This is a genomic window from Amycolatopsis orientalis DSM 43388 (genome assembly GCF_000411975.1).
Taxonomy (GTDB): domain Bacteria; phylum Actinomycetota; class Actinomycetes; order Mycobacteriales; family Pseudonocardiaceae; genus Amycolatopsis; species Amycolatopsis orientalis_D.
The window spans coordinates 1-26,056 of the sequence record NZ_ASXG01000013.1; the positions used below are offsets into that span (position 1 = coordinate 1).

General features: G+C 70.4%; 31 protein-coding genes and 1 pseudogene. 16 read left to right on the plus strand and 16 right to left on the minus strand.

Annotated elements, in window-relative coordinates; genetic code table 11:
• Positions 1 to 54: 54 nt before the first annotated feature.
• From L942_RS00915 to L942_RS00925, 3 genes are all read right to left on the minus strand, one after another.
• Positions 55 to 669, minus strand: a complete 615-nt coding sequence (locus L942_RS00915; RefSeq protein WP_037353586.1) for a ClpP family protease — start codon at positions 667 to 669, stop codon at positions 55 to 57.
• A gap of 205 nt (positions 670 to 874) precedes the next feature.
• On the minus strand, positions 875 to 1,570 hold the full coding sequence (locus tag L942_RS00920) for a haloacid dehalogenase type II (RefSeq protein WP_037353589.1): 696 nt from the start codon (positions 1,568 to 1,570) through the stop codon (positions 875 to 877).
• Positions 1,571 to 1,596: 26 nt separating this feature from the next.
• The gene (locus tag L942_RS00925; protein WP_235078835.1) at positions 1,597 to 2,250 is read right to left on the minus strand and encodes a TetR/AcrR family transcriptional regulator; all 654 of its coding nucleotides are present in this window, start codon (positions 2,248 to 2,250) and stop codon (positions 1,597 to 1,599) included.
• 51 nt (positions 2,251 to 2,301) lie between these two features.
• On the opposite strand from L942_RS00925, the gene L942_RS00930 reads away from it, so the two are divergent.
• Entirely contained in the window at positions 2,302 to 2,781 is a 480-nt protein-coding gene (locus tag L942_RS00930) for a VOC family protein (RefSeq protein WP_051165647.1), read from the plus strand.
• Here L942_RS00930 and mptB read toward each other — a convergent pair.
• From mptB to L942_RS00945, 3 genes and pseudogenes are all read right to left on the minus strand, one after another.
• Complete coding sequence (gene mptB, locus L942_RS00935; RefSeq protein ID WP_081654894.1) at positions 2,778 to 4,226, minus strand: polyprenol phosphomannose-dependent alpha 1,6 mannosyltransferase MptB; 1,449 nt, start codon at positions 4,224 to 4,226, stop codon at positions 2,778 to 2,780. The genes L942_RS00930 and mptB overlap by 4 nt on opposite strands.
• A gap of 119 nt (positions 4,227 to 4,345) precedes the next feature.
• A pseudogene (locus tag L942_RS46120) lies at positions 4,346 to 4,968 on the minus strand (superoxide dismutase family protein).
• A gap of 18 nt (positions 4,969 to 4,986) precedes the next feature.
• A complete protein-coding gene (locus L942_RS00945) occupies positions 4,987 to 5,925 on the minus strand; it encodes a hypothetical protein (RefSeq protein ID WP_037353592.1) in 939 nt (312 codons plus the stop codon).
• A 70-nt stretch (positions 5,926 to 5,995) separates the two neighbouring features.
• Between L942_RS00945 and L942_RS00950 the strand changes: the two genes are divergently transcribed.
• The 7 genes from L942_RS00950 to L942_RS00980 all read left to right on the plus strand — a co-directional run bounded on the left by L942_RS00950 (position 5,996) and on the right by L942_RS00980 (position 10,574).
• Positions 5,996 to 6,535, plus strand: coding sequence for a PadR family transcriptional regulator (locus L942_RS00950; protein WP_037353594.1), 540 nt, complete (start codon positions 5,996 to 5,998; stop codon positions 6,533 to 6,535).
• An 88-nt stretch (positions 6,536 to 6,623) separates the two neighbouring features.
• Entirely contained in the window at positions 6,624 to 7,781 is a 1,158-nt protein-coding gene (locus tag L942_RS00955) for a WXG100 family type VII secretion target (RefSeq protein WP_037353595.1), read from the plus strand.
• A 16-nt stretch (positions 7,782 to 7,797) separates the two neighbouring features.
• On the plus strand, positions 7,798 to 8,124 hold the full coding sequence (locus tag L942_RS00960; protein WP_037353598.1) for a hypothetical protein: 327 nt from the start codon (positions 7,798 to 7,800) through the stop codon (positions 8,122 to 8,124).
• The gene (locus L942_RS00965; RefSeq protein ID WP_037353600.1) at positions 8,121 to 8,918 is read left to right on the plus strand and encodes an ESX secretion-associated protein EspG; all 798 of its coding nucleotides are present in this window, start codon (positions 8,121 to 8,123) and stop codon (positions 8,916 to 8,918) included. Before L942_RS00960 ends, L942_RS00965 begins: the two co-directional genes overlap by 4 nt.
• A gap of 29 nt (positions 8,919 to 8,947) precedes the next feature.
• Positions 8,948 to 9,355: a YbaB/EbfC family nucleoid-associated protein gene (locus tag L942_RS00970; protein ID WP_037353647.1), complete on the plus strand. Its 408-nt coding sequence runs from the start codon at positions 8,948 to 8,950 to the stop codon at positions 9,353 to 9,355.
• Positions 9,352 to 9,660, plus strand: coding sequence for a type VII secretion target (locus L942_RS00975; RefSeq protein ID WP_037353601.1), 309 nt, complete (start codon positions 9,352 to 9,354; stop codon positions 9,658 to 9,660). Before L942_RS00970 ends, L942_RS00975 begins: the two co-directional genes overlap by 4 nt.
• The gene (locus L942_RS00980; RefSeq protein ID WP_037353603.1) at positions 9,657 to 10,574 is read left to right on the plus strand and encodes a hypothetical protein; all 918 of its coding nucleotides are present in this window, start codon (positions 9,657 to 9,659) and stop codon (positions 10,572 to 10,574) included. The genes L942_RS00975 and L942_RS00980 overlap by 4 nt, the downstream gene beginning before the upstream one ends.
• Here the strand turns inward: L942_RS00980 and L942_RS00985 are convergent.
• The 3 genes from L942_RS00985 to L942_RS00995 are packed head-to-tail and all read right to left on the minus strand — an operon-like array spanning position 10,552 to position 13,573.
• The gene (locus tag L942_RS00985; RefSeq protein WP_037353605.1) at positions 10,552 to 10,959 is read right to left on the minus strand and encodes a VOC family protein; all 408 of its coding nucleotides are present in this window, start codon (positions 10,957 to 10,959) and stop codon (positions 10,552 to 10,554) included. The genes L942_RS00980 and L942_RS00985 overlap by 23 nt on opposite strands.
• Positions 10,956 to 12,410, minus strand: coding sequence for a BTAD domain-containing putative transcriptional regulator (locus L942_RS00990; protein WP_081654895.1), 1,455 nt, complete (start codon positions 12,408 to 12,410; stop codon positions 10,956 to 10,958). Before L942_RS00990 ends, L942_RS00985 begins: the two co-directional genes overlap by 4 nt.
• On the minus strand, positions 12,407 to 13,573 hold the full coding sequence (locus L942_RS00995) for a sensor histidine kinase (protein ID WP_037353609.1): 1,167 nt from the start codon (positions 13,571 to 13,573) through the stop codon (positions 12,407 to 12,409). The genes L942_RS00990 and L942_RS00995 overlap by 4 nt, the downstream gene beginning before the upstream one ends.
• A gap of 213 nt (positions 13,574 to 13,786) precedes the next feature.
• Here L942_RS00995 and L942_RS01000 point away from each other — a divergent pair, with 213 nt between their 5' ends.
• Together L942_RS01000 and L942_RS01005 are read left to right on the plus strand one after the other, a co-directional pair.
• A complete protein-coding gene (locus L942_RS01000; protein WP_037353612.1) occupies positions 13,787 to 14,467 on the plus strand; it encodes a TetR/AcrR family transcriptional regulator in 681 nt (226 codons plus the stop codon).
• 241 nt (positions 14,468 to 14,708) lie between these two features.
• Complete coding sequence (locus tag L942_RS01005; protein ID WP_037353614.1) at positions 14,709 to 15,605, plus strand: C1 family peptidase; 897 nt, start codon at positions 14,709 to 14,711, stop codon at positions 15,603 to 15,605.
• An 89-nt stretch (positions 15,606 to 15,694) separates the two neighbouring features.
• On the opposite strand, the gene katG is transcribed toward L942_RS01005, so the two are convergent.
• Positions 15,695 to 17,938: a catalase/peroxidase HPI gene (gene katG, locus L942_RS01010; protein ID WP_037353616.1), complete on the minus strand. Its 2,244-nt coding sequence runs from the start codon at positions 17,936 to 17,938 to the stop codon at positions 15,695 to 15,697.
• A gap of 24 nt (positions 17,939 to 17,962) precedes the next feature.
• Complete coding sequence (locus L942_RS01015; RefSeq protein WP_037353618.1) at positions 17,963 to 18,391, minus strand: Fur family transcriptional regulator; 429 nt, start codon at positions 18,389 to 18,391, stop codon at positions 17,963 to 17,965.
• 148 nt (positions 18,392 to 18,539) lie between these two features.
• Here L942_RS01015 and L942_RS01020 point away from each other — a divergent pair, with 148 nt between their 5' ends.
• Entirely contained in the window at positions 18,540 to 19,370 is an 831-nt protein-coding gene (locus tag L942_RS01020) for an SAM-dependent methyltransferase (protein ID WP_051165653.1), read from the plus strand.
• A gap of 58 nt (positions 19,371 to 19,428) precedes the next feature.
• Here the strand turns inward: L942_RS01020 and L942_RS01025 are convergent, their stop codons facing one another.
• The gene (locus L942_RS01025) at positions 19,429 to 20,115 is read right to left on the minus strand and encodes a TetR/AcrR family transcriptional regulator (protein WP_037353620.1); all 687 of its coding nucleotides are present in this window, start codon (positions 20,113 to 20,115) and stop codon (positions 19,429 to 19,431) included.
• A 235-nt stretch (positions 20,116 to 20,350) separates the two neighbouring features.
• On the opposite strand from L942_RS01025, the gene L942_RS01030 reads away from it, so the two are divergent.
• Together L942_RS01030 and L942_RS45785 are read left to right on the plus strand one after the other, a co-directional pair.
• On the plus strand, positions 20,351 to 20,587 hold the full coding sequence (locus L942_RS01030; protein ID WP_037353623.1) for a hypothetical protein: 237 nt from the start codon (positions 20,351 to 20,353) through the stop codon (positions 20,585 to 20,587).
• Positions 20,584 to 20,709, plus strand: a complete 126-nt coding sequence (locus tag L942_RS45785; RefSeq protein WP_268745699.1) for a hypothetical protein — start codon at positions 20,584 to 20,586, stop codon at positions 20,707 to 20,709. The genes L942_RS01030 and L942_RS45785 overlap by 4 nt, the downstream gene beginning before the upstream one ends.
• Positions 20,710 to 20,955: 246 nt before the next feature.
• Here the strand turns inward: L942_RS45785 and L942_RS01035 are convergent, their stop codons facing one another.
• On the minus strand, positions 20,956 to 21,609 hold the full coding sequence (locus tag L942_RS01035; RefSeq protein WP_037353632.1) for a response regulator: 654 nt from the start codon (positions 21,607 to 21,609) through the stop codon (positions 20,956 to 20,958).
• Positions 21,597 to 22,844 carry a sensor histidine kinase gene (locus L942_RS01040; RefSeq protein WP_037353633.1) on the minus strand — a complete coding sequence of 416 codons (1,248 nt, stop codon included), beginning with the start codon at positions 22,842 to 22,844 and terminating at the stop codon, positions 21,597 to 21,599. Before L942_RS01040 ends, L942_RS01035 begins: the two co-directional genes overlap by 13 nt.
• Positions 22,845 to 22,980: 136 nt before the next feature.
• Here L942_RS01040 and L942_RS44090 point away from each other — a divergent pair, with 136 nt between their 5' ends.
• Positions 22,981 to 23,163, plus strand: coding sequence for a hypothetical protein (locus L942_RS44090; RefSeq protein ID WP_158684399.1), 183 nt, complete (start codon positions 22,981 to 22,983; stop codon positions 23,161 to 23,163).
• Positions 23,164 to 23,183: 20 nt separating this feature from the next.
• On the plus strand, positions 23,184 to 24,047 hold the full coding sequence (locus tag L942_RS01045; protein ID WP_037353634.1) for a CPBP family intramembrane glutamic endopeptidase: 864 nt from the start codon (positions 23,184 to 23,186) through the stop codon (positions 24,045 to 24,047).
• On the opposite strand, the gene L942_RS01050 is transcribed toward L942_RS01045, so the two are convergent.
• Both L942_RS01050 and L942_RS01055 read right to left on the minus strand, forming a co-directional pair.
• Entirely contained in the window at positions 24,041 to 24,835 is a 795-nt protein-coding gene (locus L942_RS01050; RefSeq protein WP_037353635.1) for an SDR family NAD(P)-dependent oxidoreductase, read from the minus strand. The genes L942_RS01045 and L942_RS01050 overlap by 7 nt on opposite strands.
• Positions 24,836 to 24,845: 10 nt before the next feature.
• Entirely contained in the window at positions 24,846 to 25,574 is a 729-nt protein-coding gene (locus L942_RS01055) for a LysR substrate-binding domain-containing protein (RefSeq protein ID WP_037353637.1), read from the minus strand.
• A gap of 44 nt (positions 25,575 to 25,618) precedes the next feature.
• Between L942_RS01055 and L942_RS01060 the strand changes: the two genes are divergently transcribed.
• Entirely contained in the window at positions 25,619 to 25,993 is a 375-nt protein-coding gene (locus L942_RS01060) for a DUF5997 family protein (RefSeq protein ID WP_037353651.1), read from the plus strand.
• Positions 25,994 to 26,056 lie beyond the last annotated feature (63 nt).

Sequence of the window (26,056 nt, forward strand, 5' to 3'; positions counted from 1 at the left end):
CCGGCAGCAAGCCCACCAGCCTCCCTCGGCGGCCTGAGGTTGACAGAGGGTGTCTCATGCGCGTACCCCCAAGCCCATCGCGTGCGTGCGCACCGGCACGACCTGCTCCAGGCGGTCGACGATCTGGTCGATGAAGCCGTAGTCCTTCGCTTCCCCGGCGGTGTACCACCGGTCGTGCAGGGAATCGGCGAAAACCCGGTCGAAGGGCTGTCCGGTGTCCTCCGCGATGAGGCCCAGCACGGTGTCGCGCGTGTACCGCAGGTCGTCGGCCTGTACCTCGACCTCGACGGCCGAACCGCCGATGCCCGCGGAGCCTTGGTGCATCAGGATTCGCGCGTGCGGCAAGGCGAATCTCTTCCCGGGGGTGCCCGCGGACAGCAGGAACTGCCCGGCGCTGCAGGCCAGCCCGAGCGCGAGCGTCGAAACGTCGCAGGGCACCAGCCGCATCACGTCGCGGATCGCGAGCATCGCCGGGACCGAACCGCCGGGCGAGTGGATCCACAGCGCGATGTCCTTGACCGGGTCCTCGCCGGCCAGGGACAGCATCTGGGTCGCGAGGACCGTCCCGTTGTCGTCGTCGAGCGCGCCGTCCAGCACGAGGACCCGCTGGCTCAGGAACCGTTCCCGGAGCCGCTGGTCGAACATCGGCGGAGTCGATTCGTTGGTCATGCCCCGACTCTGCCGCCGCGGACCCCGCCGCGTCCGCCTTCTCCGCCGACGGCAGATCTGCTGTGGGCAGCGCGGAAAACTCAGCCGGTTTCGCTCGCCGGGTGCACGCCGATCAACCGGATCGATCCTTCCGCGTCGTCCGCACGCCGCCGGGCAGACGCAGCTCTCCCGCGATCCGCACCGGGGACGCGCGCCCGCCCCGAGATCAGGCCTGGTCCGGGGACCCGCCGCGAACGTGCTCAAGCTGGTCGGCGAGGTCCGCGAGCCCGTCCGCCCGCAGGTCGAAGCGATCGGCGGGGCCGGGCGGGTCGCCGACCGGGCGGCTGACGTACGCGGTCCGGAACCCGGCTTCCTGTGCCCCGCGCAGGTCCCAGGAGTGCGCGGCGACCATCAGCAGCCGTTCCGGCGCGCGTCCGGCGACGTCGATGGCGAGCCGGTAGACATCCGGAGCCGGTTTGTAGGTGCGAGCGTCCTCGGCGGACAGCACGGTGTGCCAGCGCAGTCCGGCGTTCGCGCACAGGTCGAGCAGCGCGGTCCGGCTCGCGTTGGACAGTCCGACCAGCGGGAACCGTTCGGCGAGGCGGGCGAGCCCGTCGATGGTGTCCGGCCACGGCGGGAGTCGCCGGGCCGCGAGCGCCAACTCCGCGGCATCGCCAGCACCGACGGCGTCGACGACTGCCTGTGCGGCTTCCCGATCGATGACATCACTCGCCACGTACGGCCGTTCCCCGGCGACGATGCGGCCCTGCTCCCTCTCGACCTGTTTCTGCCACCCCGAAAGCAGCTCCTCGACCTCAGCGTCCGTGAGCGAGGGGAAACATTTCCGGATCCCAGCCCGGATTCCGGCCGGTTCGTCGACGAGCGTGCCGAGCACGTCGAACACGAGCACATCGATGTCCATGAGCGTTCTCCCCCGACGGCAGCTGCTCACCGCAACCTATCCGCGGCGACCAGTGCGTGCAACGCGTTTCGCAGCCAGGGGCCGTACTCCGCCGCGGACCAGCCGTGGACCCGGCGCAGATGCACCATGGTGTCGGCGCAGAGCAAGGCGTCCATGGTGGTCGCGAGCTGGCCTACGTCCACAGTGGACGCAAGCAAGCCGTCCTCCGCCGCCCGGGACCAGAATTCCTTGCACAACCGCGCAGTCTCCCGCCGCCCGGACTGCGCGGCCTCGGCGATTTCCGGCTCCGCCCCTTCCGCTTGTGCCGCCACTTCGAGCAAAGCTCCGGCACGATCCGCGATTCCGACCGTGACATCCGCGAGCGCGTTCAGCCGTTCCGTCAAGGTCTCGGCGGTCATCGCGTCCTGTGCCCGCGGCCGATGCGCGACGTCGATCGGTTCCGCGTCCCCGACGAGCGCTTCGTCAACGACTCGCCGGAACAACGCCGCCTTGGTTCCGAAGCGGACGTACACGGTCCTCGGTGCGACCCCGGCCCGGCGCGCGACCTGCGTCAGCGCGGTGGCCGCGTAGCCGTGTTCGAGAAACAGTTCCCGCGCCGCCGCGACGACGAGCGCCTCGGTCCGCGCGATCCGGGCGGCCCCGAACTCGGCCCGGGCATCAGCCTTGACCTGCTCTTTCACCCGATGCATCATAACTGCATTGCAGTCTTACTGCATCAGTGGAGGTCAACGATGATTCCCACCCTCGACGGAGTGCACCACCTGAAGCTGCCGGTGGCCGACCTCGACCGGTCGGCGGCCTGGTACGCCGACCGGCTCGGCTACGCGATCGCGCTCGAATTCCGCCAGCACGGCCGCCGGACCGGCGTCACGATGACGCATCCGCGCGGCGGCCCCGACCTCGGACTCGTGCTCAACCCGGACCTGGCCCGCGCCGCGGCCGGGTTCGACTACTTCTCCATCGGCGTCCCGGACCGGGCAGGCATCACCGAACTCGCCGACGACCTCACCTGCCGCGGCGAACCGCACGCGGGCGTCCACTTCGCGACCGTCGGCTGGATCCTGTCCGGCCTGCACGACCCGGACGGACACGAGGTCCGCTTCTACACCACCGAATCGCACACCGCTCTCGACCCGGAGAAGCCGCTGGTGGTCGACGACGCGATCGCGTCCGCCCGAGCCGCCGAACAGGTCTGGCTGAGCCAGCGTTAGTCCACTGTGGAGGCTCTCCGCAGCGCGAAGAACGCCACGACCACCACCGCGAGCCCGATCACGTACGCGAGCACAAGCAGCCCGACGCGCCCGCTGAAGTTGCCGCCCACCGGTGGAAGCACGACCGAGAACACCGCGACCAGCGTGATGACGACGGACCGCACGCGTCCGGCGGGCAGCGACGCGGCCAGCGGAATCACCGCCCACAGCAGATACCACGGCTGCACGACCGGCCCGAAAACCACCACCGCGCTCAGCATCAACCCGAGGGAAAGAACCGCGTCGATCCGGCCGGTCCACTGTCGCCGCAGCACCACGACGATCGCGGCCGCGGTGAGCACGTACCCGATGATCTTGCCGACGCCGATCATCGTCTGCGTAAGGTGCGCGCCGAACAGCGAACCGACGCCGCCGACCAGGAAGCCGAACCAGTTCGTGGGCGCCATCCAGCTGTTGACCTCACCCGAGGTCGTCAGCGCCGAGACCCAGCTGAACCCGATCCCGGACGCCAGCGAAACCGCCGCGGACACCACGGCGAAGGCGACGGCCATCGCCGCGCCGGCGAGCAGGAATTCGCCGATCCGGCCGCGGCGGCGGGCAATCGCCGTTCCGACCGCGGCCAGCGCGACCAGCGCGGGCACCTTCACCTCCGCGCCCAGCGCGATGAGCAGCACCCCGCCGGCGAGCGGCCACCAGCGGATCCGGTCGCCCACCGCGTTCAGCGCGACTGCCACGCCCGCGAGCATCAGACCGAGCATCAAGGAATCGTTGTGCGTTCCGGCGACCACGTGCCACAGCACCAGCGGGTTCAGCACGCCCAGCCACAACGCGACCCGCGGCGACGCGCCGGCCGCGACGGCCAAGCGCGGCACCGCCCACGCGATCAGGACCAGCCCCGCGACCTCGACCAGCCGGTGCAGCGCGACGCCGACGATCGGGTTCCCGCCGGAAACCTGCGCGATGACCCGCTCGACCGCGCCGAACAACGGCCCGTACGGCGACGGCGTCTCGCGCCAGTAAACGCTGACCCGGCCGACGATGTCCGAAGCCGAGCCCAGCGCTTGCCGCGGCCCGACGACGTTGAGGTCGAACCCGTGCGCGGACACCGCACCCTGCGCGAGATAGCTGAAGACGTCCCCGCTGAACAACGGCGGCACGACGAGCAGCGGACCGCACCACAACGCGAGCGTCCCCTTCAGCCAACGCGCGTCGGGAGCGGCCGAGGCGAGGACACGGCCGCCGAGCAGCGCCCACGCGAGCACCACCAGGCCGACGCCCGCGATCCCGCCCGCGAACGGCAGCACCCCGGACATCCCGGCAACCCCGGCATACACCGCGACGGCCAGCAGCAGCACGCCGCCGAAGCCGGTCCAGCGCAGGCTCGGCTCGGACGCGAAGCTGAAGAACCGCACGGGCCGCGAGAGCGTGACCGGCTGACTAGACATGCACCGATCGTAGTAGCCGCCCACGGGCAAATCCCGCTGCCGGTCCGGGAAGGGCTCCTTGCGGGAATCTGAGTCCGTCAAGGAACCCTTCCCGGACCAGACCAAGGTCCACAAAGGACTTAGTCCTGGTCGCGGGTGAGCACGCCGCAGGCGAGCCGGGTGCCCGCGTCGCCGGTCGCCTTGGTTTTCTCGTCCGACACCGGCGCGTTGGGATCGTTTCGCACGCTGTACCGGTCGGCCGGAATGTTCGCGAAATTGTCGGGCTTCGCGTGCACGATGAGCGAAGTCCCGGCCGGACCGAACAACCGGTCCAGGGTGAAGGTGTCCAGCACGAACTTGAGGTATCCCCGTCCGTTCGACCGCACCTGCACCGACGGCAGCTGGCCGATCGGCAGTCCGGTGTGCGGGTCCATCGGCATCAGGTGACCGCCGGCCGCGGTGAACGGGTTTTCGGGTCGCCGACGGTGCAGTTTCCCTTTTCGTGGATGTGCATGCCGTGGAAACCGGGCGAAAGATGACTGAGGTACACCTCGACCCAGACGGCGCGCGAGTAGCTGTCGGCGGTGAACCACGCGGACCCGACCTCGTTGCCCTTGGCGTCTTTCAGCGTGGCGGAGGCGGAGCCGCCGTCGTGGTAGGCCGCCCCGGCCGGCTGCCGGTCCGTCTCCGGCGACTGCGCGCCTTCCCGGTGACCAGCGACCAGATGGAACCAATCGGGTCCTGCGCGCGGCGGAATGTCCATCTTTCGCGAAATCCGCGGTCAGCAAGAATATTCGGCGATCAGCCGCTTCACCGTCTCGTATGCCGGTTTCGCGGAATAGTCGTCCCGCAGCAGCCCGAACCGATTCTCGCGCGGACCGCTCGACAACCCGTCCCGCAGCCCGAAAATCTCGTACGTGTCCACGCCGGCCTCGGCCGCCAGCCCGAACACCGTGCGCGCCACGGTTTCCATCACCCGCGCCTGTTGTTCCTCCGAATTCTCCGGTCCGGTCGGCCACCCTGTCTCGGTAATGTGCACCGGCACTTCCCGCGGAATCCCGATCGCCGACGCGGATTCGCGAAACGACCGCACGACGTGAGCCACCGCACCGGGCAACGCGTCGGCGGACACCGGACGGAAGACGTCCGGGAAGAAATCCAGGCCGAGGTAATCCACCCGGGCCAGCGCTTCCGGGACGACTACCGAACGCACCGCGTCCCAGAACGGATCGCCGGGCAGCGCGACCGCTGCGTTGAACCCGATCGCCACGTCGGCCCCGAGCCGCGCCCGTTCGTCCAGCGCCGCCGCGAGCCCGGCGCTGAGCGCCTCGTAGCAACCCGGGCTGCCGCCGTCCAGCGGAGCGGCCACGTTGACCTCCTCGCAGACCTGCAGTTTCCCTCCGCCCAACTCAGCGACCTCGCGGACCGCGGCACGCACGGCGCCGGCGAACCCGTCCGGATCCGCCTCCGGACTGCTGTAGCCGAGCACGTAGTCGACCACCCGTCCGTCGCCGAGGTACGGGACCGGGTCCGGCGGCGTCGGCTCGTGCGGGCCTCGGTAGCTGCGATAGCAGCGCACATAGAACCGTTGCGTGCCCTCCGCGAGGTCCCGCAAGGCTTCCGCGGTCCGTTCGACGTCCTCCGGCGGCGTGTCGATGAAGGTTTCGAGTCGCACCAGATCCTTGCTGACCACGCCGGGCCACACGCCAAAGGCGATCATGTACCTCTCCTCCAGTAGTCGTATACGAGCAATGTACTCGTATACGACTAACGTGCGCTACCCTGGTCCGGTGCCGACGAACGCTCTCGACAACCCGCTCGTGCTCCCGATGCTGGGCTTGCTCGTGGAAACCCCGCGCCACCAGTACGCGCTCCTGCGGGAACTCCGCACGCGCTACCCGTTCCTGAATCCGAAGACGTCGACGGTGTACACGCTGGTCGGCACACTGACCCGCAACGGTCTCGTCGAGCCGGACGGCGACGGCGACCCGCAGCCGGTGCGGCTGACCGAGGCGGGGCTCGCCGATTTCCGCGAACGGATCGAACGCCAGCTGCGCGACGCCGACCCGAACCTCGATTCCCGGTTCCTGATCGCGCTGGCCTACCTCGGCGCGCTGCCGCCGGAGCGGGCAGTGGCGCTGCTGCGCGACCGGGCGGAGCGGGTCGGCGACCAGCACCGGGACCTGTCGGCGACGCTCGATAACACCGAATTGCCGGAAATGCAGATGATCGAGGCGCATTTCCTGGTTTCGCGGCTCCGGCACGACGCCGCGTGGCTCGCCCGCACCGCGGACCGGATCGAGAACGGAGACCTCGTCCCGCCCCGGTGAGCACAGCTTTCATCGTGATTTCATCGCCGCCCCTTACCGTGCGCGAGTGCCCGGCGGAACCTGGCCGGGCAGAGCTGAAGGTGGGGGTATGACCGGCGAATCCGGATCAGTGGTCGACGCCGCGTCGGCCGGGGTGGAGAACCTGGCGGACTCGGCGCTCGCGGGACTCGACAAGGCGGGGCCGGTCGGCGACCTGGCCAAACCGGTGGTGTCCGCGCTGCGCAACGTGTGGGAGGGCTACTTCGGGGCTCCGATCCCGCCCGGCGGCACCAACTGGAACGCCTACACGCACCAGCAGCTGTACCAGATGCTGTGGGACAAGGCCGATGTCGGCGACGTCAGCACGGTCGCGGCCGAATGGCACCGGCACGGTTCGGAAATGCGCGCGCACGCCGATTCGCTCAAGGAGCAGCAGGGGACGCTGCACCAGAACTGGAGCGGAGAGGCCGCCGAACGCGCGTCCGGACGGCTGGGTTCGCTCGGCGAGCGCGCGTCCGGGATCGGCGACCGCGCCGGAACGGTCGGCGGTGCCGCGCAGAACGCCGGCGATTCGCTCGCCGTCGCCCGCAACACCATGCCGAAGCCGCCCGGCGACCCGACTGGGGGCGCAGTCGCCGCCGCGGCGGCCGGAGCGGGTGCGGGCGCGGTCATCGGCGGAATCCTCGGGGCCGGCGCGGGCGGGATCGGCGCCGGTCCGGGGGCGTTGATGGGCGCGGCGATCGGCGCGGTCGCGGGCGGCGGGGCCAGCCTGTTCGTCGCGAACGTCGCGGCGGCCGAGCAGAAAGCCGAAGCGGTGCACGTGATGCAGCGCTACGAAGCCAGCCTGCACAAGAGCTCGCGGGCCATCAATCCGCCGCCCGCCGGGGCGACGACCGCGGATTCCTACGGCGCGGGCGCGGACGAGTCGACCAGCGCGTCGAGCTATGTCGGCCCGCTCGGCGGAGCCGGGACCGGCGCGGGCAGCGGGCTGCCGTGGAGCGCGCTGACCACGGCGGCCCCGGTCGAATCGGGGTTGTCCGTCGGCCTTCGCTCCGCACTCGGCATGGAGGGCGCGCTGCTCGCCCGCAACGCCGCGATGGCGGAGATGGCCGCCGCCCGCGCGGCCGGCGGCAACAGCATGATGCCCGGCCGCGGCGCGGGCGCCTCGCAGGAGGAGGAAGAAGAGCACAAGAACAAGATGCCGGTGCTCGACCAGCCGCTCCTGCACCCGGAAGACAAGACCATCAGCCCGGTGATCGGGCTGTGACGGACAGGAGCATTCGATGACCGGCCACGAGGTCGCCCCGAGCGCGCTGGACCGGCAGGTCGCCGCGCTCGGCAGGCTCGGCGAGCAGACCGGCGAACTGCTCGGTTCGGCGGGACGGCTCGCCGACCGGCTCCCGCAGCTCGGCACCGCGCCGCCGGCCCTGCATCTCTCGCAGCGGCTGCGCGAAGCCGCCGGGCACGCCGGGCTCACCGGCGAACTGGGCGCCGCGGACACCGAGCTGACCGGATTCCACGAAGCCCTGCGGGCCGGGATCCGGCGGTATCAGGAGCACGAATCCGGCGTGCGGGAAGCGTTCCAGCGGCTCGAACGGCAAGCCGAATGACCGCCACGCTGCCGCGCACCGGCGACGAGACCGTCCACATCGGACTCGTCGAGGCCGACCTGCTGGCCGCGCACGCCGGGGCGGGCTGGCCGTTTCCGTTGCGAGTGCCGTCTTACGGCCGGATCGAGGGCGAGCGCGAGATCCTGTTCGCCACCGCCGGGCACGCGCTGCGGGCCCGCGGTCTCGCGGACGACTCCGGACCGGACGGCCTCGCCGCGGAGGCCATGACCGCGCTGCGCGAACGCCGCGGCGTAGTGGACTTGGTGGTGGCGGACGCCGAGGGGGCGACCGCCGTCACCGCACTCGTCTACCGGTCCTCCGCGCTGATCTGCCGGCAGCGGCTCGAAGCCGACACGCTGTCGGTGCGCCGCGTTGACGAAACCGCACTGGTGGACGCCGTGCTCGCGGAAATCCCGAAGGTCGAAGCGGCCCGGACGATGCCGGTCACCCTGCCCGTGCACGCGGTCAAGGAAGCGATGGCGCTCGAAGACGACGAGGACGACGTCTCCCGCGCGCACCGGCTGCGCGATCTCGTCCGCGACAGCGGCGGAGACCCGGCGGCACTGGACAGCCTCGTCGGACTGGTCGTCCCGCTGACCGGCCGCGGCCAGCTCGGCGCGACCCGCGACGGGCGCACCCGGGAAGGCCGCGAACTGTCGTGGCTGGACGGGCCGCGCGGCCGCGTCCGGATCAACCCCGCGCGCGCCGGCTGGCTCAGCGTGAACTCGCTGCGCCCGGCCGACCTGCGCTTCGCCCTCGGCGAGCTGGCCACCGTCGCGCGGCGGCCGCGATGACCGCACCGAACCCGACCGGAGGACCTTCCGTGCCGATCCAAGACTCGGCGGCCTGGCTCGCCGACTACGAGAAAAACCTGTCCCGGATGCGGGCGAACGCCGAGGCCGCGAGCGCGAGCCTCAGCCGCGTCGGCGGCCGGGCGGTGTCCCCGCGCGGCGAGGTCGAGGTGCAGGTGGGCCCGAGCGGCGCACTGACCGACCTGCGGCTGAGCCCCGCGGCCCGCGCTCTGGAGGCCGACGCGCTCGCCCGGCTCATCCTGGCGACGGTGCACGAGGCGCACCGCCAGGCCGGTGCGCAGGTCGTGGACATCATGACCGACTACGTCGGCGATGGTCCGGCGCTCCAGCTCGTCCGCGACAACCTGCCGGTCGAGGCTGCCCCGGCGGCGCCGCGCCAGGAGGACGACTACTTCGCGAACCCGGGGATCATCTCGTGACCGCCGGATTCGAGGTCGACCCCGCGCAACTCCGCCGGCACGCGGCCACCGTCGGCGACCTGGCCGACCGGCTCGGCAACGTCGCCCGCACCGCCCCGTCCGGACTCGGCGACCAGGCGCTCGGCGTCTTCGTGCAGTTCCTCACCGCGGGCCTGCAGGCGGCGGCCGCCAAAACCAACGACGCCGTCTCGCACGCTTCGTCCACTGTGGACAAAGTCAGCGCGAATGTCGCGCAGGCGGCGGAAAGCTACGAACGTCGCGACCAGGGCAACGCGGCCTCGCTGCCCGGGAAGGACCTGCCGTGACCGACTCCGGCCAGCTGCTGGCAGACCTGAAAACCACCACCCAGGCGGTCGAAAACCACGACTGGGTGTCCGCCGGACTCGGCGGCGCCACCACCGCACTCGACCTGCTCGGCGCGACACCGGACCCGCTCGCCGCGCTCACGTCGGCCGGATTCGGGATGATCACCGAACTGGTGCGGTTCCTGGAAGAACCGCTGAGGCAGTTGCAGGGCAACCCGGATTCGGTGTCGTCGCACTCGCACGGCATGGAGAGCGGCGGCCAGCAGGTGTCGTCCGTCGCGGAGGATTACCGGCAGGCGGCAGGACCGGAAACGTCGGGGTGGAACGGTTCTTCGGCGTCCAGCTACCGCGACAACAGCTCCCAGCACGCGGACTGCGTCGAGGCCGTCGGTCAGGCAGGCATCGCGATGGCCAAGGCGGCTACCGGGGCGGGCAAGGTGGTGGCCAAGGCGCAGCAGGAAGTCGGCGGCCTCATTTCGGAGGCGGTCGGGCAGATTATCCAGCTGATGACGCAAGCGTTCGCCGCGGCGCAGGCGACGTTCGGCGCGAGCATCGCGGCGGCGATCCCGCAGGCGGTGGCGATCGCGACCCAGTACGGCGGCCAGATCGCGCAGAAGCTCGGGGTTTTGCTGTCGGACTCGGACAATCTGCTGCAGCTGATCACCTCGGTGACCCAGGGGCTGGAAGCGGCCACGCAGCTGATGACGAAGCTCAGCGAGGCTTCGAAGGCCAGCTCTGGGGAGGACGCCAGCTGGGATTCTTCGCCGGAGTCGCGGTATTCGGCGTCGGGTGCGCAGTACGCGGCGGACTCGCAGTACTCGGATGACTCGGACGCGGACTCGAATTCGGCGGATCCTCAGTACCCGGGCCAGCACCGACCGCGCACTCCGCTCAGCACTGTCCAGCACAGCTGACGAGTTCGACCTCGAAGCCGTCGTCGTTCTCCAAATACGCGGCATAGTGCTCCGCGCCGCCCGCATGGGGATGCTTCTCCGGAAACATCAGCTGCCACCCGTGCCGGGCGGCGTCGGCGGCCAGCCGCTCGACCGTCGCGGCGTCCTTGACGTGGAATGCCAAGTGGTTCAGCCCGGGCCGGCGGCGATCGTGCCGGTCCGCGGTCAGCGCCGGGGATTGCTCGAGGACGAGGTACGTCGGCCCGAGCCGCCAGCTGCGTCCGGCGTCCCAGTCCTGGAACCGCTGATATCCCAGCTCTTCCAGCAGCCATCCCAGCGACGCCACCGCTCGGCCGAGGTCCGGCACCCACAACTCGACATGGTGCAGGGTCCCGTGCTCGCTCAAGACGACCCCCGGTCCGAGCTGAGCACCACCCGCAACTCCCGATCCAGCTCCGCCCCCGGCTCCACGCCCAGATCCGCCCGCAACCGGTCCCGCATCCGCCGGTGCACCGCCAGCGCGTCCGCCCGCCGGCCGCCCCCGTGGAGCGCTCGCATCAGCAGCACCGCCAGCGGTTCCCGATGCGGATGCACCGCCAGCAGCGCGGACAGCTCATGCACCACGTCGTCCGTCCGTCCCAGTTTCAGCTGCAGCACGGCCTTCTCCTGCACCAACGTCAGCCGCCGCTCGGTGAGCCGCACTCGCTCCCCCTCCACGAACGGACCGGGCAGCCCGGCCAGCGGCTCGCCGTGGAACAGGGCCAACGCACCGTCGTAAGCGTCGACCGCGGCTCCCGGGTCGCCGCCGCGGGTGGCGGTCGCGGCTTCGGCGATGCGGTCGGTCAGTTCGGTGACATCCAGTCGCGCGCGTTCCCCAGCGAAGCGGTATCCGCCGCGGTCGCTGCCGATGACCGAGTCTTCCGTTCGTTCCCCGGCTCCCCGAAGGCATTTCCGCAGCCGATGCACGTAGACCGGCACCACCCGGCCGCCGGTCCCGGGCGGTTCCAGTCCCCAGACGCCGTCGAGCAACTCGCCGGGACTGACGGTCTCGCCCGGGCGCAGGACCAGCGCCGCCAGCAACGCCTGCTGCCGCACCGGGCCCAGGTCCAGCAGGTTCGGCCCCCGCCAGGCCTGCAACGGGCCGAGCACGCGGAACCGCAACGCGTCCGGACCGGCCGGAGTGGGGGCCCCACCAGGGGTGACCAGGCCGTGGTCGAAGGCGTACACGATGGCCGCCGCCCGGTCGCGGAGACGGAGTTTCGCGCGCACACGCTCGTAATGCGCCTCGACCGCGGTCGCCGAAATCCCCATCGTGCCGGCGATTTCCGCGTCCGTCATACCCCGGGCCACCGCCGTCAGCACGTCCAGTTCCCGCGGCGTCAGCAACCCGGACGGCATCGCCGGGCGATCGGCAGCCGCCGCGCGGTAGGTCGTGAGCACGCGTCCGGTTACCGCCGGATCGAGCCACGCCTCGCCCATCGCGACCGCTCGCACCGCGCGGATCAGGTCCTCCGCAGGCGAATCCTTCAGCACATACCCGACCGCGCCCGCGCGCAGCACCCCGGCGAGCAGTTCGTCGTCGTCGAACGTGGTCAGCGCGAGCACCGGCGGACGCGGGCCGGACGCACGCAGCCGTCGCGTCGCCTCGATGCCGTCGACGCGCTTCATCCGCAGGTCCATCACAACGACGTCGACCTCGCCGGCCGCTTCGAGCGCGGCCGGGACCTCGTCGCCGTCCGAGCACTCCCCCACGACCACGAACCCGTCGCGAGGACGGAGGATCAACCGCAGCCCAGCCCGCACCAGCTCCTGATCGTCGACGAGCAAGACCCGCATGTGCTCCGACGCAACGGTCACGACGCGGCCCCGCGCGCCAGCGGCACCGCCACGTCGACGACCCATTCGCCGCCCTCCGGCCCGGCAGTCAGCCGCGCCCCGAGCTGATCCGCCCGCGCCCGCATGCCCGCCAACCCCGAACCGCCCGCGTTGCGCGCCCCGCCGTGGTGTCCATTGCGGACGGTCAACCGCGCGTCCGCGGCACCGATCTCCAGTCGTACCAATGCCTTCTCCCCCGGGGCGTGCTTGACCGCGTTCGCCAGCGACTCCTGGGCGATCCGGTAGAGCCCCAGCCCCACCGTGGGATCGACCGCGGTCACGTCCCCCTCCAGTTCGTAGTCCGCGACCAGCCCGGCCGCGCACGTTTCGGCCACCAGGTCCGCGATGTCGCCCGCACCGGGCAACGGCCGCGTCCCCGCCGGCTCCTGCGCGAGCAATCCAACCGTGCGCCGGATGTCGGCCATCGCCGCCCGCCCGATCCGCTCCGCCTCGGTGAGCGCCGCGACGGCTTCGTCGATGTCGCGATCCGTCCGCAATCCGTGCCGCGCGCCCGTGACGTGCAGCAACGTGATGCTCAGCGAATGCGCGACGACGTCGTGCACCTCGCGCGCGATCCGCTGCCGTTCACCGAGCCGCGCCTGTTCGCGCACGGCCTCCTGCTTGCCGCGCTCGGCGTCCAGCGCGCGCACGTACCAGCGCAGCATGAACCCGGCGGCCATCCCGACGGCCACCGCGAGCATGTACACCGGAAACCCGACCAGCCCGACGGTCAGCGCGGCCGCCCCGAGCACCGCGATCGCCCCGCCGGTCGCCGCGAACGCGACCCGCGGCGAAGCGATCGACCCCAGTTCGCCGGCGAGCACGATCAGCGGCATCGGCGCGAAATCCGGCACCACCGGGCAGGTCAGCAGCAGCCCGGCCCCGGCGAGCATCCCGAGCGCCTTCAGCCACGACGGCGCGATCCGCCCGGTGCAAACCCAGAACAGCGTCGACGACGTGGCCAGCAGAAACCCGGCGATCGCCACCGGCAGCGCGGGCCCGACCCGCTGCCCGACCGCGACCACCAGCCCGATCACCGTGAAGGCGGTCGTTCCCAGCGGAACCCACCACGGCAGCGTGAGCCCGGACCGGGCCAAGCCGTCGGCCAGGCGGCCCCGCAACCGGTCCCTCGCTGTCTCCCACACGATCTCCAGCCTAGAAAACCGCGTCGCCAGCCGCCCGCGGTATCGGCGATACCGTGCCGCGTGCGCTTCGCCCGGATGTTCCTCCTGCTGCCCCTCGCCGCGTGCGCGACCGGGAAGGACGCGGTCAGCCGGCCGGGCTCCTTCTAGCTCGTCTCGCCGGGCAGCCCGGCCAAGGTCCAGACCGTTCCGGCCGCGTGCGCTTACCATGGGCGGATGACCGCGAGTGGCTACAACCGCCGGGAACGGCCCGCCAAGCCCGCGCTGAGCCGCGAGGGCATCGTCGCGGCCGCTCTCGACGTCGTGCGCCGCGAAGGGGCCGAGCGCGTCACCATGCGGCGGCTCGCGAAGGAACTGGACACCGGGCCGGCCTCGCTCTACGTCTACGTCCGAGACACCGACGAACTCCACGCCGCGGTGCTCGACGAACTCCTCGGCGAAGTCCCCACCGCCGCCAGCGCCGCCGATGGCGACTGGCGGAGTCGCTTGTGGACAGTCATGTCCACCTACCGCGACGTCCTGTACGCCCACCCCGGGCTCGCCCGCGTCGCACTCGTGACCCCGTTGAACGGGCCGAACTACCTCGCCGTCGTCGACACCGTCCTCGGCCTCCTCGCCGAAGCCGGGGTGCCGTCCGGACCGGCCGCGTGGACGGTCGACCTGTTGCTGCTCGTCGCCACCGCCAGCGCGGTCGAGCACAGCACCCGCAAGGACCGCCCGGACGCGGAACGGCAGCACGACGCGCTCGCCGAAACCGTCCGCGGCCTTTCCCCCGAAACGCATCCGCACATCGCCGCGGCGAGCGAAAACCTGTTCTCCGGCAACGCGGAAACGCGGTCCCGGTGGGCGATCGACGCCCTTCTCAACGGCGCGCGCACGACCCGGCTGCCCGACTGAGGCGGTCCAGACCGCCAGCGGCGCCAGCGCATTCCCGGAGTCCATCTCGGACCGGTACGCCGGAATAGCGGCGATAACGGGCGCGATGTCCGCTTGATCGATCCGCTTCAATTCGACAGTTGATGCGCTCCCTCCTTTCGTAGGTTCCCGGAAAATTTCCGCCGATCTACCTTTGTCGTGGTCGGATCCACCTCCCCACCCATTCCGCTTTCTTTTTCTGCATGTCCAAAGGAGTACCAGGATGCAGATCAGAAAAACGTCCGCGCTCGTTTCCCTGCTCGCCGCGGCCGGCCTGGCCGCGGCGATGGGCGCGACCCCGGCTTCCGCGGCCGCTGCCCAGCACCACCCGCAGCACCTCAAGCACGGCCTCGGACTGAACATCGCCGGGCTGAAGGCTTCGCAGGGCAAGACGCGCGCCCACGCGAACTCCGCGCTCCCCGTGCATCCGCGCACCACGGCCGAACTGCCGTCCAGCGGCGACCTCACCCAGTACGCCAACGCGCCCGGCGACCAGGGCCAGGTCGGCTCGTGCGTCACCTGGGCCACCGGCTACACCGGCTACGGCGTGCTGATGAACGAGCAGGGCATCAGCGGCGGCCCGATGGCCCCGATGTTCATTTACAGCCAGATCGCCAAGGGCAACGACCAGGGCACCTGGGCGAGCGTCGCGCTGCCGATGGAACAGCAGCAGGGCATCGACACCAAATCCGATTACTGGCAGGGCGATTTCGACTACACCACCCAGCCCGACCAGAACGAGCGAGCGAATGCCGCGCACTACAAACTGTCCGGCTACACGCAATTGTCCACGAGCGGCGACGCGGCCCGCAACGACATCGAGAACGCCATTTCCCAGGGCGAGCCGGTGGCGATCGGGTTCACCGTGCACCAGAGCTTCATGAACCTGGACGCGTCGACCGCGAGCGATTACTCGTATCTGCCCGGCGACTCGAACAGCGACCCGGTCGTCGGCGGCCACGAGGTGACCATCGTGGCCTACAACGACCAGGGCGTGAAGATCGAGAACAGCTGGGGATCCGGCTGGGGCGACAGCGGTTTCGTGACGGTGCCGTGGTCGTTCTTCAACACCGGCGACGTCGACGAGGTCAACGCGATGGGCAAGCTCGTCCAGAGCTGACCCCTCCGCGACCCGAACCGGAAAAGGAAACGGGCTCCTCGCGGGAATTCCCGCGAGGAGCCCGTTGTCCGATCAGCCGATCGGGAAACTCAGACCAGGTCGTACCGGTCGTTGTTCATCACCTTGTGCCACGCGGCGACGAAGTCGCGGACGAACTTCTCCTTGGCGTCGTCGCTGCCGTAGACCTCGGCGAGCGCGCGCAGTTCGGAGTTCGAGCCGAACACCAGGTCGTTGCGGGTGCCGGTCCACTTGACCTCGCCGGTGGCCAGATCGCGGCCCTCGAAGGACTCCGCGTTCGGGCCCTCGCCGTCGGCCGGCTTCCACTCGGTGCCCATGTCGAGCAGGTTGACGAAGAAGTCGTTCGTCAGCGTGCCCGGCCGGTCGGTGAACACGCCCGCGGTCGAGTTCTGGTAGTTCGCGCCCAGCACGCGCAGGCCGCCGACCAGCACGGTCATCTCCGGCGCGCTCAGGTTGAGCAGGTTCGCCTTGTCCACCAGCAGGTACTCCGACGGCAGCCGGTTGGCCTTGCCGCGGTAGTTGCGGAACCCGTCGGCCTTCGGCTCGAGCGGCGCGAACGACTCGACGTCGGTCTGCTCCTGCGAAGCGTCGGTGCGGCCCGGCGTGAACGGAACGGTGATGTCGACGCCGCCGTCCTTCGCCGCCTTCTCCACGCCCGCCGCGCCGGCCAGCACGATCAGGTCGGCGAGCGAGATCTTCTTGCCGCCGGTCTGCGCGCTGTTGAACGCTTCCTGGACGCCCTCGAGCGTGCGCAGCACCTGAGCCAGCTCGTCCGGCTCGTTGACCTCCCAGCCGCGCTGCGGCTCGAGGCGGATGCGGGCGCCGTTCGCGCCGCCGCGCTTGTCGCTGTGCCGGTAGGTCGAGGCCGACGCCCACGCGGTGGACACCAGCTGCGAGACCGTGAGGCCGGACTCGAGGATCTTCGCCTTGAGGGCCGCCACGTCCGCGTCGTCGACCAGCTCGTGGTCGACCGCCGGGACCGGGTCCTGCCAGATCAGCTCTTCCTGCGGCACCAGCGGGCCGAGGTAGCGCTGGATCGGGCCCATGTCGCGGTGGGTCAGCTTGAACCAGGCGCGGGCGAAGGCGTCCGCGAACTCGTCCGGGTTCTCGTAGAACCGGCGCGAGATCGGCTCGTAGATCGGGTCGAAGCGCAGCGCCAGGTCGGTGGTCAGCATGCTCGGCGCCCGGTTGAGCTCACCGGTCTCCGGGTCCGGCACGGTGTTCGCGGCGGCGTTGTTCTTCGGCTTCCACTGGTGCGCGCCGGCCGGGCTCTTGGTCAGCTCCCACTCGTACGTGAAGAGGTTGTGGAAGAACCAGTTGCTCCACTTGGTCGGGGTGGGGGTCCAGGTGACCTCCAGCCCGCTCGTGACGGCGTCGCGGCCCTTGCCGCTGCCGAAGCTGTTCTTCCAGCCGAGGCCCATCTGCTCGATCGGGGCGCCTTCCGGCTCCGCGCCGACGTACTTGTCCGCGTCGGCCGCGCCGTGCGTCTTGCCGAAGGTGTGCCCGCCGGCGATCAGCGCGACGGTCTCCTCGTCGTTCATCGCCATCCGGCCGAACGTCTCGCGGATGTCGCGCGCCGCGGCGATCGGGTCCGGGTTGCCGTTCGGGCCTTCCGGGTTCACGTAGATGAGCCCCATCTGGACCGCGGCCAGCGGGTTCTCCAGCTCGCGGTCGCCGGAGTAGCGCTCGTCGCCGAGCCAGGTGCGCTCCGGGCCCCAGTAGACGTCCTCGTCCGGCTCCCACACGTCGGCGCGGCCGCCGGCGAAGCCGAAGGTCTTGAAGCCCATCGTCTCGAGCGCGCGGTTGCCCGCGAAGATCATCAGGTCGGCCCACGAGATCTTCTTGCCGTACTTCTTCTTGACCGGCCACAGCAGGCGGCGCGCCTTGTCGAGGTTCCCGTTGTCCGGCCAGCTGTTCAGCGGCGCGAACCGCTGCTGCCCGGCGCCGGCCCCGCCGCGGCCGTCGTCGATCCGGTAGGTGCCCGCGCTGTGCCAGGCCATCCGGATGAACAGCGGGCCGTAGTTGCCGAAGTCGGCCGGCCACCACTCCTGGGAGTCGGTGAGCACCGCGTCGACGTCGCGGGCGAGCTCGTCGAGGTCGAGGCTCTGGAATTCCTTCGCGTAGTCGAAGCCGTCGTCCATCGGGTCCGCGACGGCGGGATGCTTCCGGAGGATCTTCAGGTTGAGCTGGTTGGGCCACCAGTCACGGCTGCTGCCGCCCTCGGTCGGGTGCGCGAAGCGGCCCGTGTGGACCGGGCACCCGCCAGCGGTCTCCTCATTCATCTCGCCGACTTCGGCGTTCGGGGTGTCAGACACGGGAATCCTTCCGGAACTCAGGAATCAGTTAGCTGCCGTCGCACAGGCGGGGCATCGGCCCCAGTAGACGACCTCGGCCTCGTCGATGACGAAACCGTGTGCATCGGAGGCGGTCAGGCAAGGAGCTTCCCCGACCGCGCAGTCGACGTCCTCGATGGCGCCGCACGAGCGGCACACGACGTGGTGGTGGTTGTCCCCGACCCGGGCTTCGTACCGCGCGACCGAACCGGGCGGCTGGATGCGCCGCAGCAGCCCCGCCTCGGTCAACGCGCGCAGCACGTCGTACACGGCCTGATGGGAAACCTCGCCGAGGTCCGCCCGCACCATGCCGATGACGGACTCGGTGTCCGCGTGCGCGTTGGCGTGCACCGCGGAGAGCACGGCCAGCCGGGGGCGCGTGATCCGCAACTGCACTCCGCGCAGCATCTGCTCGAAGTCCGTGGTCGTCGGCATGCCCCGGAGTCTGCCGCATTTTCTGGAATGAATCAAGAATCTGTCACCCACTCCGGTTGTCCTCCTCCTGGCGGTCGCTTGACAGCCCGGAAGGTCTACGGTGAGTAGGCCAACGAGACGTCCGACACATCCCGAGGTGACGCCAGAAATGACCGAGGCCGTCGAATCGCCCAGTTCGCACCCGGTCGGAGTCGATATCACGCGAGCGAGCATTGCCCGGGTGTACGACGCCGCACTGAACGGCACGAACAACTACGAGATCGACCGCAGGGTCCTCGACCAGGTGCGGACCGTGGCCCCGGAGGTCAACGACCTCGCCTGGGCCAACCGCAACTTCCTCATCCGCGCCTGCCGGTTCCTCGCCACCCAGGGCCGGGTCACGCAGTACCTCGACTGCGGCTCCGGCCTGCCCACCGCGGAGAACACCCACCAGGTCGTGCAGCGGATCATCCCCGAAGCCCGCGTGCTGTACGTGGACAATGACCCGGTGGTCCTCGCGCACGGGCGCGCGCTGCTCGAAGAGAACGAGAACACCCGGTTCATCGAGGCGGACATCTTCAAGCCCCCGCAGATCCTGGAGAACGAGACCGCGCGCGAGTTCCTCGACTGGAGCAAGCCGATCGCGTTGCTGCACAACGGGACCCTGCACCACTACCTCGGCGACGACTACGAGGAGATGATGCGGACCTACGTCGACGCGCTGCCGTCCGGTTCGTTCGTGGTGGTCGCGCACTTCCTCGACCCGCAGACGCCCGAGCACAGCGAGATCGCCCGGCGGATGGAGGACAAGTTCACGCACAGCCCGATGGGCAGCGGCCTCTTCCGCACCTGGGACGAGATCCGGCGGATGTTCGGCGGCACCGAACTGGTCGACCCTGGCCTCGTGCTGTGCGAGGACTGGTGGCCGGACGGCCCGCGGTACCAGCCGCTGAACCAGGTCCAGGAGTGCATCGCGGGCGGGGTCGGCCGCAAGGCCTGACGCGCTCGCCCGTCGCGGTTCGAGGCCTCCTCGCGGGATTCCCGCGGGGAGGCCTTCCTCATGGGCCGAGGACGCGGTAGTCCAGATCGGACAACGGCGAATCCGGGTTGAGCTCGACGCCGACCGTGCGCAGGGTGTCGTCGAGGATCGACCAGACCCAGCGGGCGAGCAGCTGGCGCAGGTCTTCGCGGTCGATGCCGCGCGGGGCGTCGAGCCAGTGCGCGGTGCTGGATTCGACCAGCCCGACCAGTCCGTACGCGATGGTCTCGCCGACGCGCTGGTCCGCGCCGAACAGGCCGAGGTAGTACTCGAACAGCACGCTCAGCTGCCGGGCGATCGCGGTCTTCACGTCCGCGACGACGTCGCGCGGGCCGGTCACCGACTGCCGCATCAGATATTGGTAAAGCTCGCGGTGTTCGGAAAGCCATTCGATATGCGCGCCGATCGTCGCGTGCACCATTTCCCGCGGAGTGCCGGACACTCCCCACAGCGGAGCGAATTGCGCGCTGATCATTTCCGCCGCGCGCAACGCGATCGCGCGTTGCAGATCCGCGGCGTCGGCGAAATGCTTGTAAATGCGCGTGCGGGCGACGCCGGCTTCGTCGGCGATCTGCTCGGTGGACACGTCCGGCCCGTACCGGGCGATCGCGCGCATTCCGGCTTCCACGAACTCCCGGCGCCGGCGTTCGCGCTGCCCTGCCCACCGGGTGGCCCGCCCGTCGGGCGGAGTACCTGAGGACGTCATCCGCGCGAGTGTATCGCCGGGGCACATACCGGATACACCACTGTACCTGTTACTTTAGGTATAGAGGGATGACGGTCCGTGGTCGAGGCTGCCTCGATGCGGCGGTCGCGTGCTTCGCGGCCGTTGCGTTGACGTGACTCAGATCACGGGCCGGGAGTGCGTCATCGGCGCGAGGGGAGCAAGTCGCGTCGGTGAAGCGAGCGTCGCCCACCAGGGTGGCGTGCAGGGAGGAAACATGGACGGCGAACAGCACCGGACCGAACTGTCCACCGGACACCGGGTCACCTACGTGGTCGGGCAGCGCACCGGCAGGCGCCAGCTGTGCCGGCGCGGGGTGGTCACCGGAGCCCCGGTCACCGACGACGCCACCGCGGTCACCTGGGTCCCGGTCCAGGTCGACGGCCAGGCGAGAGACGCGGATCCGCAGTGGATCGCGGCCGACGCGATCGTCGACGTGGTGAGCGCGTCGTGAGCGCCGAGCAGGCCGTGGCCACCCCGATCTTCGACGGCGTGGTCGCCGAGGCCGGGCTGGACTGGTCCGAAGAGGACATTCCCAAGGGCGGCGCGGACGAGAAACCCGGCTCGGGCAAGTAACCGACGGCGGGTGCGTCCCGGCGGGAGGTCTCAGCACCGGTCAGCTCCCGGTGCGGTTTTCGCGCGCCCTTTGTCCGGGTGCCGAACGACGCGCGGGGCACCGGTTCGGGCGTTCGAGACTGCACTCGTCCGGGTGAATTTGCGCGCGATCGAACGTCGGCTGTTTCCCCACGCCGGACCGTGCCGCGACTCTCGCCGAGGTCGCGTGCCAACTCTTCACCGATGCGCCCTGGAGTGCGCAAACGGTCAACCTCGCGCGTCCTCCAAATATCGCAGCACCGCGGTGACCCGTCGATCCGCGCTGTCGTCCGGTGCTAAATCGAGTTTCGCGAAAATGCTGCGAATATGTTTGTGCACCGCACCGTCGGTAACCACGAGCCGTTCGGCGATGGTGCCATTCCCTAACCCCTCCGCCATCAGCGCCAGCACCTCTCGCTCGCGCGGGCTGAGCCGTTCCAGTCCGGAATCCGCGCGGGTCCGGGTCAGCAATTGCGCGACCACTTCCGGATCGATCGCCGTCCCGCCTTCGGCCACCCGGTTCAGCGCTTCCATGAACTCGGCGACCCGCCCGACGCGTTCCTTCAGCAGATACCCGAGCCGCGCGCTGCCGCTGCCCAGCAGGTCGGTCGCGAAGGCCTGTTCGACATACGCGGACAGCACCAGCACCGCCAGCCCCGGACGTCGGCGACGGGCCTCGACCGCCGCGACGATGCCTTCGTCGGTGTGCGTCGGCGGCATCCGGACGTCCACGACGGCGGTGTCCGGTTCGTGTTTGTCCACCGCGGCAAGGAAATCAGTCGGATTGCCGGTGGTCGCTACGACCTCCAGCCCCTCCGCGCGCAACAGCAGCGCGAGACCTTCGCGCAGCAACGGGTCGTCCTCGGCGATCACAATCCGCATGGCAGGCTCACCGTCAGAGTGGTCGGTCCGCCGGCGGGGCTCGCCAGCGCGAAAGTTCCGTCGAGCGCCTCGACCCGGCGGCGCATCCCGCCAAGACCCGAGCCGCCGGTTTCGGCCGCGCCGCCACGACCGTTGTCGGTGATGCGCAGGCGGAGCAGGTCGTTCTCCCGGCGCAACACCACCTCAACACTGCTGGCACCGCTGTGCTTCGCGATATTGGTCAGCGCTTCGGAGACCACGAAATACACCGACGCCTCCACCGAAACCGCGTGCCGGCCGGGGAGGTCGGCGTCGATCGTGCACGGCACCGGGCAGTCCGCGGCGAGCGCAGTCAACGCGTCGGCGAGGCTGCGGTCAGCGAGCACGGGCGGCAGGATGCTGCGCACCACCGCCCGCAATTCCGCGAGCGCGGTCTCGGTGGCCTCTTGCGCGCGGCCGAGGAATTCGTCGACGTCCGCCGACCCCCGGGCGGCCGCCCGGCGGGCCGCGCCGACCAGGACGTTCACCGCGACCAGCCGGTTTTGCGTACCGTCGTGCAGCGCCCGCTCGATGCGGCGCAGTTCGGCGGAATGCGCGTCGAGCGCGGCGGCCCGGGTGGCGGTGAGGTGGGCGATCCGGAGCGCGACGTCAGCGTCCGAACCCGCGGGCAGCAGCCGTCGGCCGGGCAATGCCTGCAGCCGAGCCATCGCGGGCAGCAGCGCGACCGACAGGAACGCCCACGCGACGCCGAGCAGCGAGACCGGGAGTGCTTCCGCCAGGCTGTGCACCGGCCAGCCGAGCGACGCGGTCGCTTCGCCCGGCGGGAGCAGGTACCAGTAGAGCGGGAAGAGCCCGTCGCGCGCGGTGTTGAGCACGATCGTCAACGCGAGGAACCCGAGCAGGAAACCGGACCCGCCGTGCACCGCGACCCACAGCAGCTCGCGTTGCACCGTCCGGTCGCGCAGGGCCGCGCCGAGCCGTTCGGGACCGGGACCGGGGCTGATGACGTCCGGTTTCATCGCGATGAGCCGGATCCGCTCCCGGTCGGCGACCGCGTGGACGACCCGCAGCATCGGCCGCACCAGCCACAGTCCGACGCCGACCAGGCTCAGCACCGCGGCCGCGACCATCCCGAGCAGCACCAACAACGCGAGCACCGAGGTGCCGATCCCGCCGACGAGGTGTTCCAGCGCGTCGAGAGCAGCCCGGACGCGCACGGTCCACGGACGCGGCCGAGGTTCGCCTGCGGTTGCCATCGCACCTCCTTCGCCGAACCCTAGCCCAGAAATCCGCGCCGACGCCGTCGTAAAGCGAAGGAGTACAGCCTGCTGTACCTAGGTCCTCCTGCGCACGGGATCGTTCTCGCGGGCCCCGCTTCGTAGCGTTCCCGGCATGACTAAACCACCTCTCCGGGAAAGCACCCGGCCACTGCTGTGGGGCGTGCTGGTGCTCAGCGCCGCAGCCAACGCCGTCACCTCGGCTCTCGGCGTCAACCTGGTGCTGAGCACCGCTTTCGGCGTCGTCACCCTCGCCGCGGGCATCGCGCTCATCGCGAACTACCGCACCCACCGCTGACTCGTCCACAAAGGACCGCCATGACCGCCTTCGTCGCCCGCCGCCCCCTCATGGCCTTCTTCACTCTGGCCATCGCACTGAGCTGGCTCGCCTGGCTCCCTTACGAACTCTCGGACAACGGCCTCGGCATCGTCCACTTCGGATTCCCGTCAGTCCTCGGCACCACGCAAATCCTGGGCATGCTGCCCGGCGCTTACCTCGGCCCGATCTTCTCCGCGTTCCTCGTCACGGCCATCGCCGAAGGCCGCCCCGGACTGCGCACGTGGGTCGGCCGCTTGCTGCGCTGGCGGGTGAACTGGCGCTGGTACGCACTCGCGCTCTTCGCCGTGCCGGTTGTGCTGACGCTCGCCAGCCTGCCGTTCGCCGGTGCGTTCCGAGTGCCCGCAGCATCGCTGATTCTGGTGTGGGTGCTGGGTTTCGTGCTGCAGGTGATCACGACCGGCCTCGCCGAAGAGCCGGGCTGGCGCGATTTCGCCCTGCCGCGTTTGCAGCCGAAGTACGGCCCGCTGCGCGGCACGCTGATCCTCGGCCCGTTGTGGGGTGTCTGGCATCTGCCGTTGTTCTTCACCGAATGGGGGCACTGGCCGAACGTGACGGCCTGGTCGGTGCTGGAGTTCGTCGCGACCGCCGTCGCGATCAGCTTCGTGATGACCTGGGTGTTCAACCGGAGCGGCGAAAGCCTGCCGATCGCGCTGCTGCTGCACGCCGGGATCAACAACTACCTGTCCGTCGCGTGGGCGGAACTGTTCCCCGGCGCGGACCCGAAACTCGCCGAACACCTGCTGCTCGCCGCGTTCGCCACCGCCGCGCTGATCGTTCTCGCCGTGACCAAGGGACGCCTCGGCTACCCGAACCGAGCGCGCGACCTCCAGACGGTTCAGTAGTAAATCTGCCCCGGCACGCCGCCGCCGACCGCGATGGCGTCTCCGTTGATCGCGACGCTGCGCGGGGACGCCAGGAACGCCACCACGTCCGCCACCTCCGCCGCCGTCACCAGCCGTCCGATGCTCACCCCAGCGGTCAGGCCTTTTTCCAGCTCCGCCACGGAAATCCCGCGCGCCGCGGCGATCTCGGCGAACTTCTCCGGCGTCCGTTCGGTGACCGTGTGGCCCGGATGCACGACCGTCACGGTGATGCCTTGTGGCCCCAGCTCGTCGGCGAGATTCTTGGTCATCGCCGCGACCGCGACGTTGCGGATCGAACCGAACGTCGAACCGGCCAGCCGCGCGTTGAGCCCGCTGACGTTCACGATCCGGCCCCAGCCGCGCTCCCGCATCCCCGGCGCGAGCGCGCGGGCGCACCGCAGGTAGCCGAGCACCTTGGTCTCGATCTCGAGGCGCAGGTCTTCGTCGCGCAGGTCGTCGAGCGGCGTCCGGGCTCCGCTCGACGCCGGAGCCGCGCAGTTCACCAGGACGTCCGCCGCCCCGAACTCCGCCTTGACCCGTTCCGCCATCGCCGCGACCGCGGCGTCGTCGGTGGTGTCCGTCGGCACGGTGACCACCTTCGTGCCGTGTTTGCCGACGCTTTCCGCCGCCGCGGCGAGCGCTTCGCCGTCGCGGGCGACGAGCGCGAGGTCAGCCCCCTCCGCCGCGAGCACCTCGGCGACCGCCAGCCCGATCCCGCGGTTGGCCCCGGTGACGACCGCGCACTTGCCCTGCAAACCGAGATCCACGGTTTCTCCCTCAACGACGACGGCGAGGCTTCCCGCGCCCGCCGGGCTTGGGCACGTTCCGGCGCCGGTCCGGTTCGCGCTGCTTCTTCTTGGCCGGTGCCGCTTTGCCCTTCTTGGCCTGCGTTTCCTGCTGCCCGCGAGTGCTGTTCACCGTGCGCCCGCGAACGATGCCGATGAACTGCTCGACGAGGTCGCTGGTCTCCCCCTCCGGCCAGGACAACGCGACGCGCGACTGCGGCGCGTCGACGACCGGCCGGTACGTGAGGTCGCGCCGATGATGCAACCGGGCGAGCGACTGCGGCACCACCAGCACGCCGACGCCCGCCGCCACGAGCTCGATCGCGTCGCCAGTCGTCTCCGGCCGCTCGAGCGCGGGTTTGCCGGGAAGCTGCTCCCAGCCGAGCGAGTCGTCGAGCGGATGCAGCACGAGCTCGTCCGCGAGGTCCGCGGTGGACACCTCGTCGGCGGCCGCGACCAGGTGCTCCTTGGGCACGACGACCACCGTGGTCTCGGTGTAGAGCGGGATCGCGTGCAGCCCTTCGCGGTCCTCGGACAGCCGCAGCAAGGCCGCGTCCACCCCACCCTCGCGGACGACGCCGGCGGCCTCGGCGGCGGTGACCGCGACCAGGTCAAGCGGCACTTCGGGATGACGTTCGCCCCAGATCCGGACCCACTTCGCGGGGGTCGCACCCGGAACGTAGGCGAGCCGGAACGCCGAGGGCTGGTCGGCTCCTGTCACGTGGCAAGGCTACCGGCGCGGGGGCGCCGGTTACGCTGGTGGGCATGACGGCGCAGAAGACCCCCCAGACCATGAAGCCGGCGACGGCGGCGAAGAAGCTGGGCGTCTACCTCGAAGCGACCCCCGCAGAGTTCCGCGCGGGCGCCGTCTCGCGCGACGAGCTGAACGCCCTGCAGAACGACCCGCCAGAATGGCTGCGCGACCTGCGCCGCAACGGCCCGCACCCGCGCCCGGTAGTGGCGGCGAAACTGGGAGTCTCCATCGGCGGCCTCGCCCGCGGCGGCGTCACCGAGCCCCTGACGACGGAACAGATCGAAGCTCTGAAAGCCGAAAACCCCACCTGGCTGCAACGCGAACGCGAAACCCAAGCCGAAGTCCGCCGCGAAGCCGCCCGCCTGCACGGACAGAAGAAAGACTAGCGGGTCTGCTCAGGGTTTGGTTGACACCTCACCTGTGAGGCTTCGGCCTCGCCTGGAAGGATG

Excerpts from the sequence above, each read along its gene's own strand:
- L942_RS44090 (WP_158684399.1), top strand. The coding sequence starts at position 22,981 with ATGACTAAACCACCTCTCCGGGAAAGCACCCGGCCACTGCTGTGGGGC.
- L942_RS01000 (WP_037353612.1), top strand. The coding sequence starts at position 13,787 with ATGACCGCGAGTGGCTACAACCGCCGGGAACGGCCCGCCAAGCCCGCG.
- L942_RS01040 (WP_037353633.1), bottom strand. The coding sequence starts at position 22,844 with ATGGCAACCGCAGGCGAACCTCGGCCGCGTCCGTGGACCGTGCGCGTC.
- L942_RS01035 (WP_037353632.1), bottom strand. The coding sequence starts at position 21,609 with ATGCGGATTGTGATCGCCGAGGACGACCCGTTGCTGCGCGAAGGTCTC.
- L942_RS00920 (WP_037353589.1), bottom strand. The coding sequence starts at position 1,570 with ATGGACATCGATGTGCTCGTGTTCGACGTGCTCGGCACGCTCGTCGAC.
- L942_RS01030 (WP_037353623.1), top strand. The coding sequence starts at position 20,351 with ATGGACGGCGAACAGCACCGGACCGAACTGTCCACCGGACACCGGGTC.
- L942_RS01015 (WP_037353618.1), bottom strand. The coding sequence starts at position 18,391 with ATGCCGACGACCACGGACTTCGAGCAGATGCTGCGCGGAGTGCAGTTG.
- L942_RS01020 (WP_051165653.1), top strand. The coding sequence starts at position 18,540 with ATGACCGAGGCCGTCGAATCGCCCAGTTCGCACCCGGTCGGAGTCGAT.
- mptB (WP_081654894.1), bottom strand. The coding sequence starts at position 4,226 with ATGTCTAGTCAGCCGGTCACGCTCTCGCGGCCCGTGCGGTTCTTCAGC.
- L942_RS00945 (WP_037353592.1), bottom strand. The coding sequence starts at position 5,925 with ATGATCGCCTTTGGCGTGTGGCCCGGCGTGGTCAGCAAGGATCTGGTG.
- L942_RS01045 (WP_037353634.1), top strand. The coding sequence starts at position 23,184 with ATGACCGCCTTCGTCGCCCGCCGCCCCCTCATGGCCTTCTTCACTCTG.
- L942_RS00965 (WP_037353600.1), top strand. The coding sequence starts at position 8,121 with ATGACCGCCACGCTGCCGCGCACCGGCGACGAGACCGTCCACATCGGA.
- L942_RS00955 (WP_037353595.1), top strand. The coding sequence starts at position 6,624 with ATGACCGGCGAATCCGGATCAGTGGTCGACGCCGCGTCGGCCGGGGTG.
- L942_RS00960 (WP_037353598.1), top strand. The coding sequence starts at position 7,798 with ATGACCGGCCACGAGGTCGCCCCGAGCGCGCTGGACCGGCAGGTCGCC.
- L942_RS00930 (WP_051165647.1), top strand. The coding sequence starts at position 2,302 with ATGATTCCCACCCTCGACGGAGTGCACCACCTGAAGCTGCCGGTGGCC.
- L942_RS00915 (WP_037353586.1), bottom strand. The coding sequence starts at position 669 with ATGACCAACGAATCGACTCCGCCGATGTTCGACCAGCGGCTCCGGGAA.
- L942_RS01060 (WP_037353651.1), top strand. The coding sequence starts at position 25,619 with ATGACGGCGCAGAAGACCCCCCAGACCATGAAGCCGGCGACGGCGGCG.
- L942_RS01005 (WP_037353614.1), top strand. The coding sequence starts at position 14,709 with ATGCAGATCAGAAAAACGTCCGCGCTCGTTTCCCTGCTCGCCGCGGCC.
- L942_RS01025 (WP_037353620.1), bottom strand. The coding sequence starts at position 20,115 with ATGACGTCCTCAGGTACTCCGCCCGACGGGCGGGCCACCCGGTGGGCA.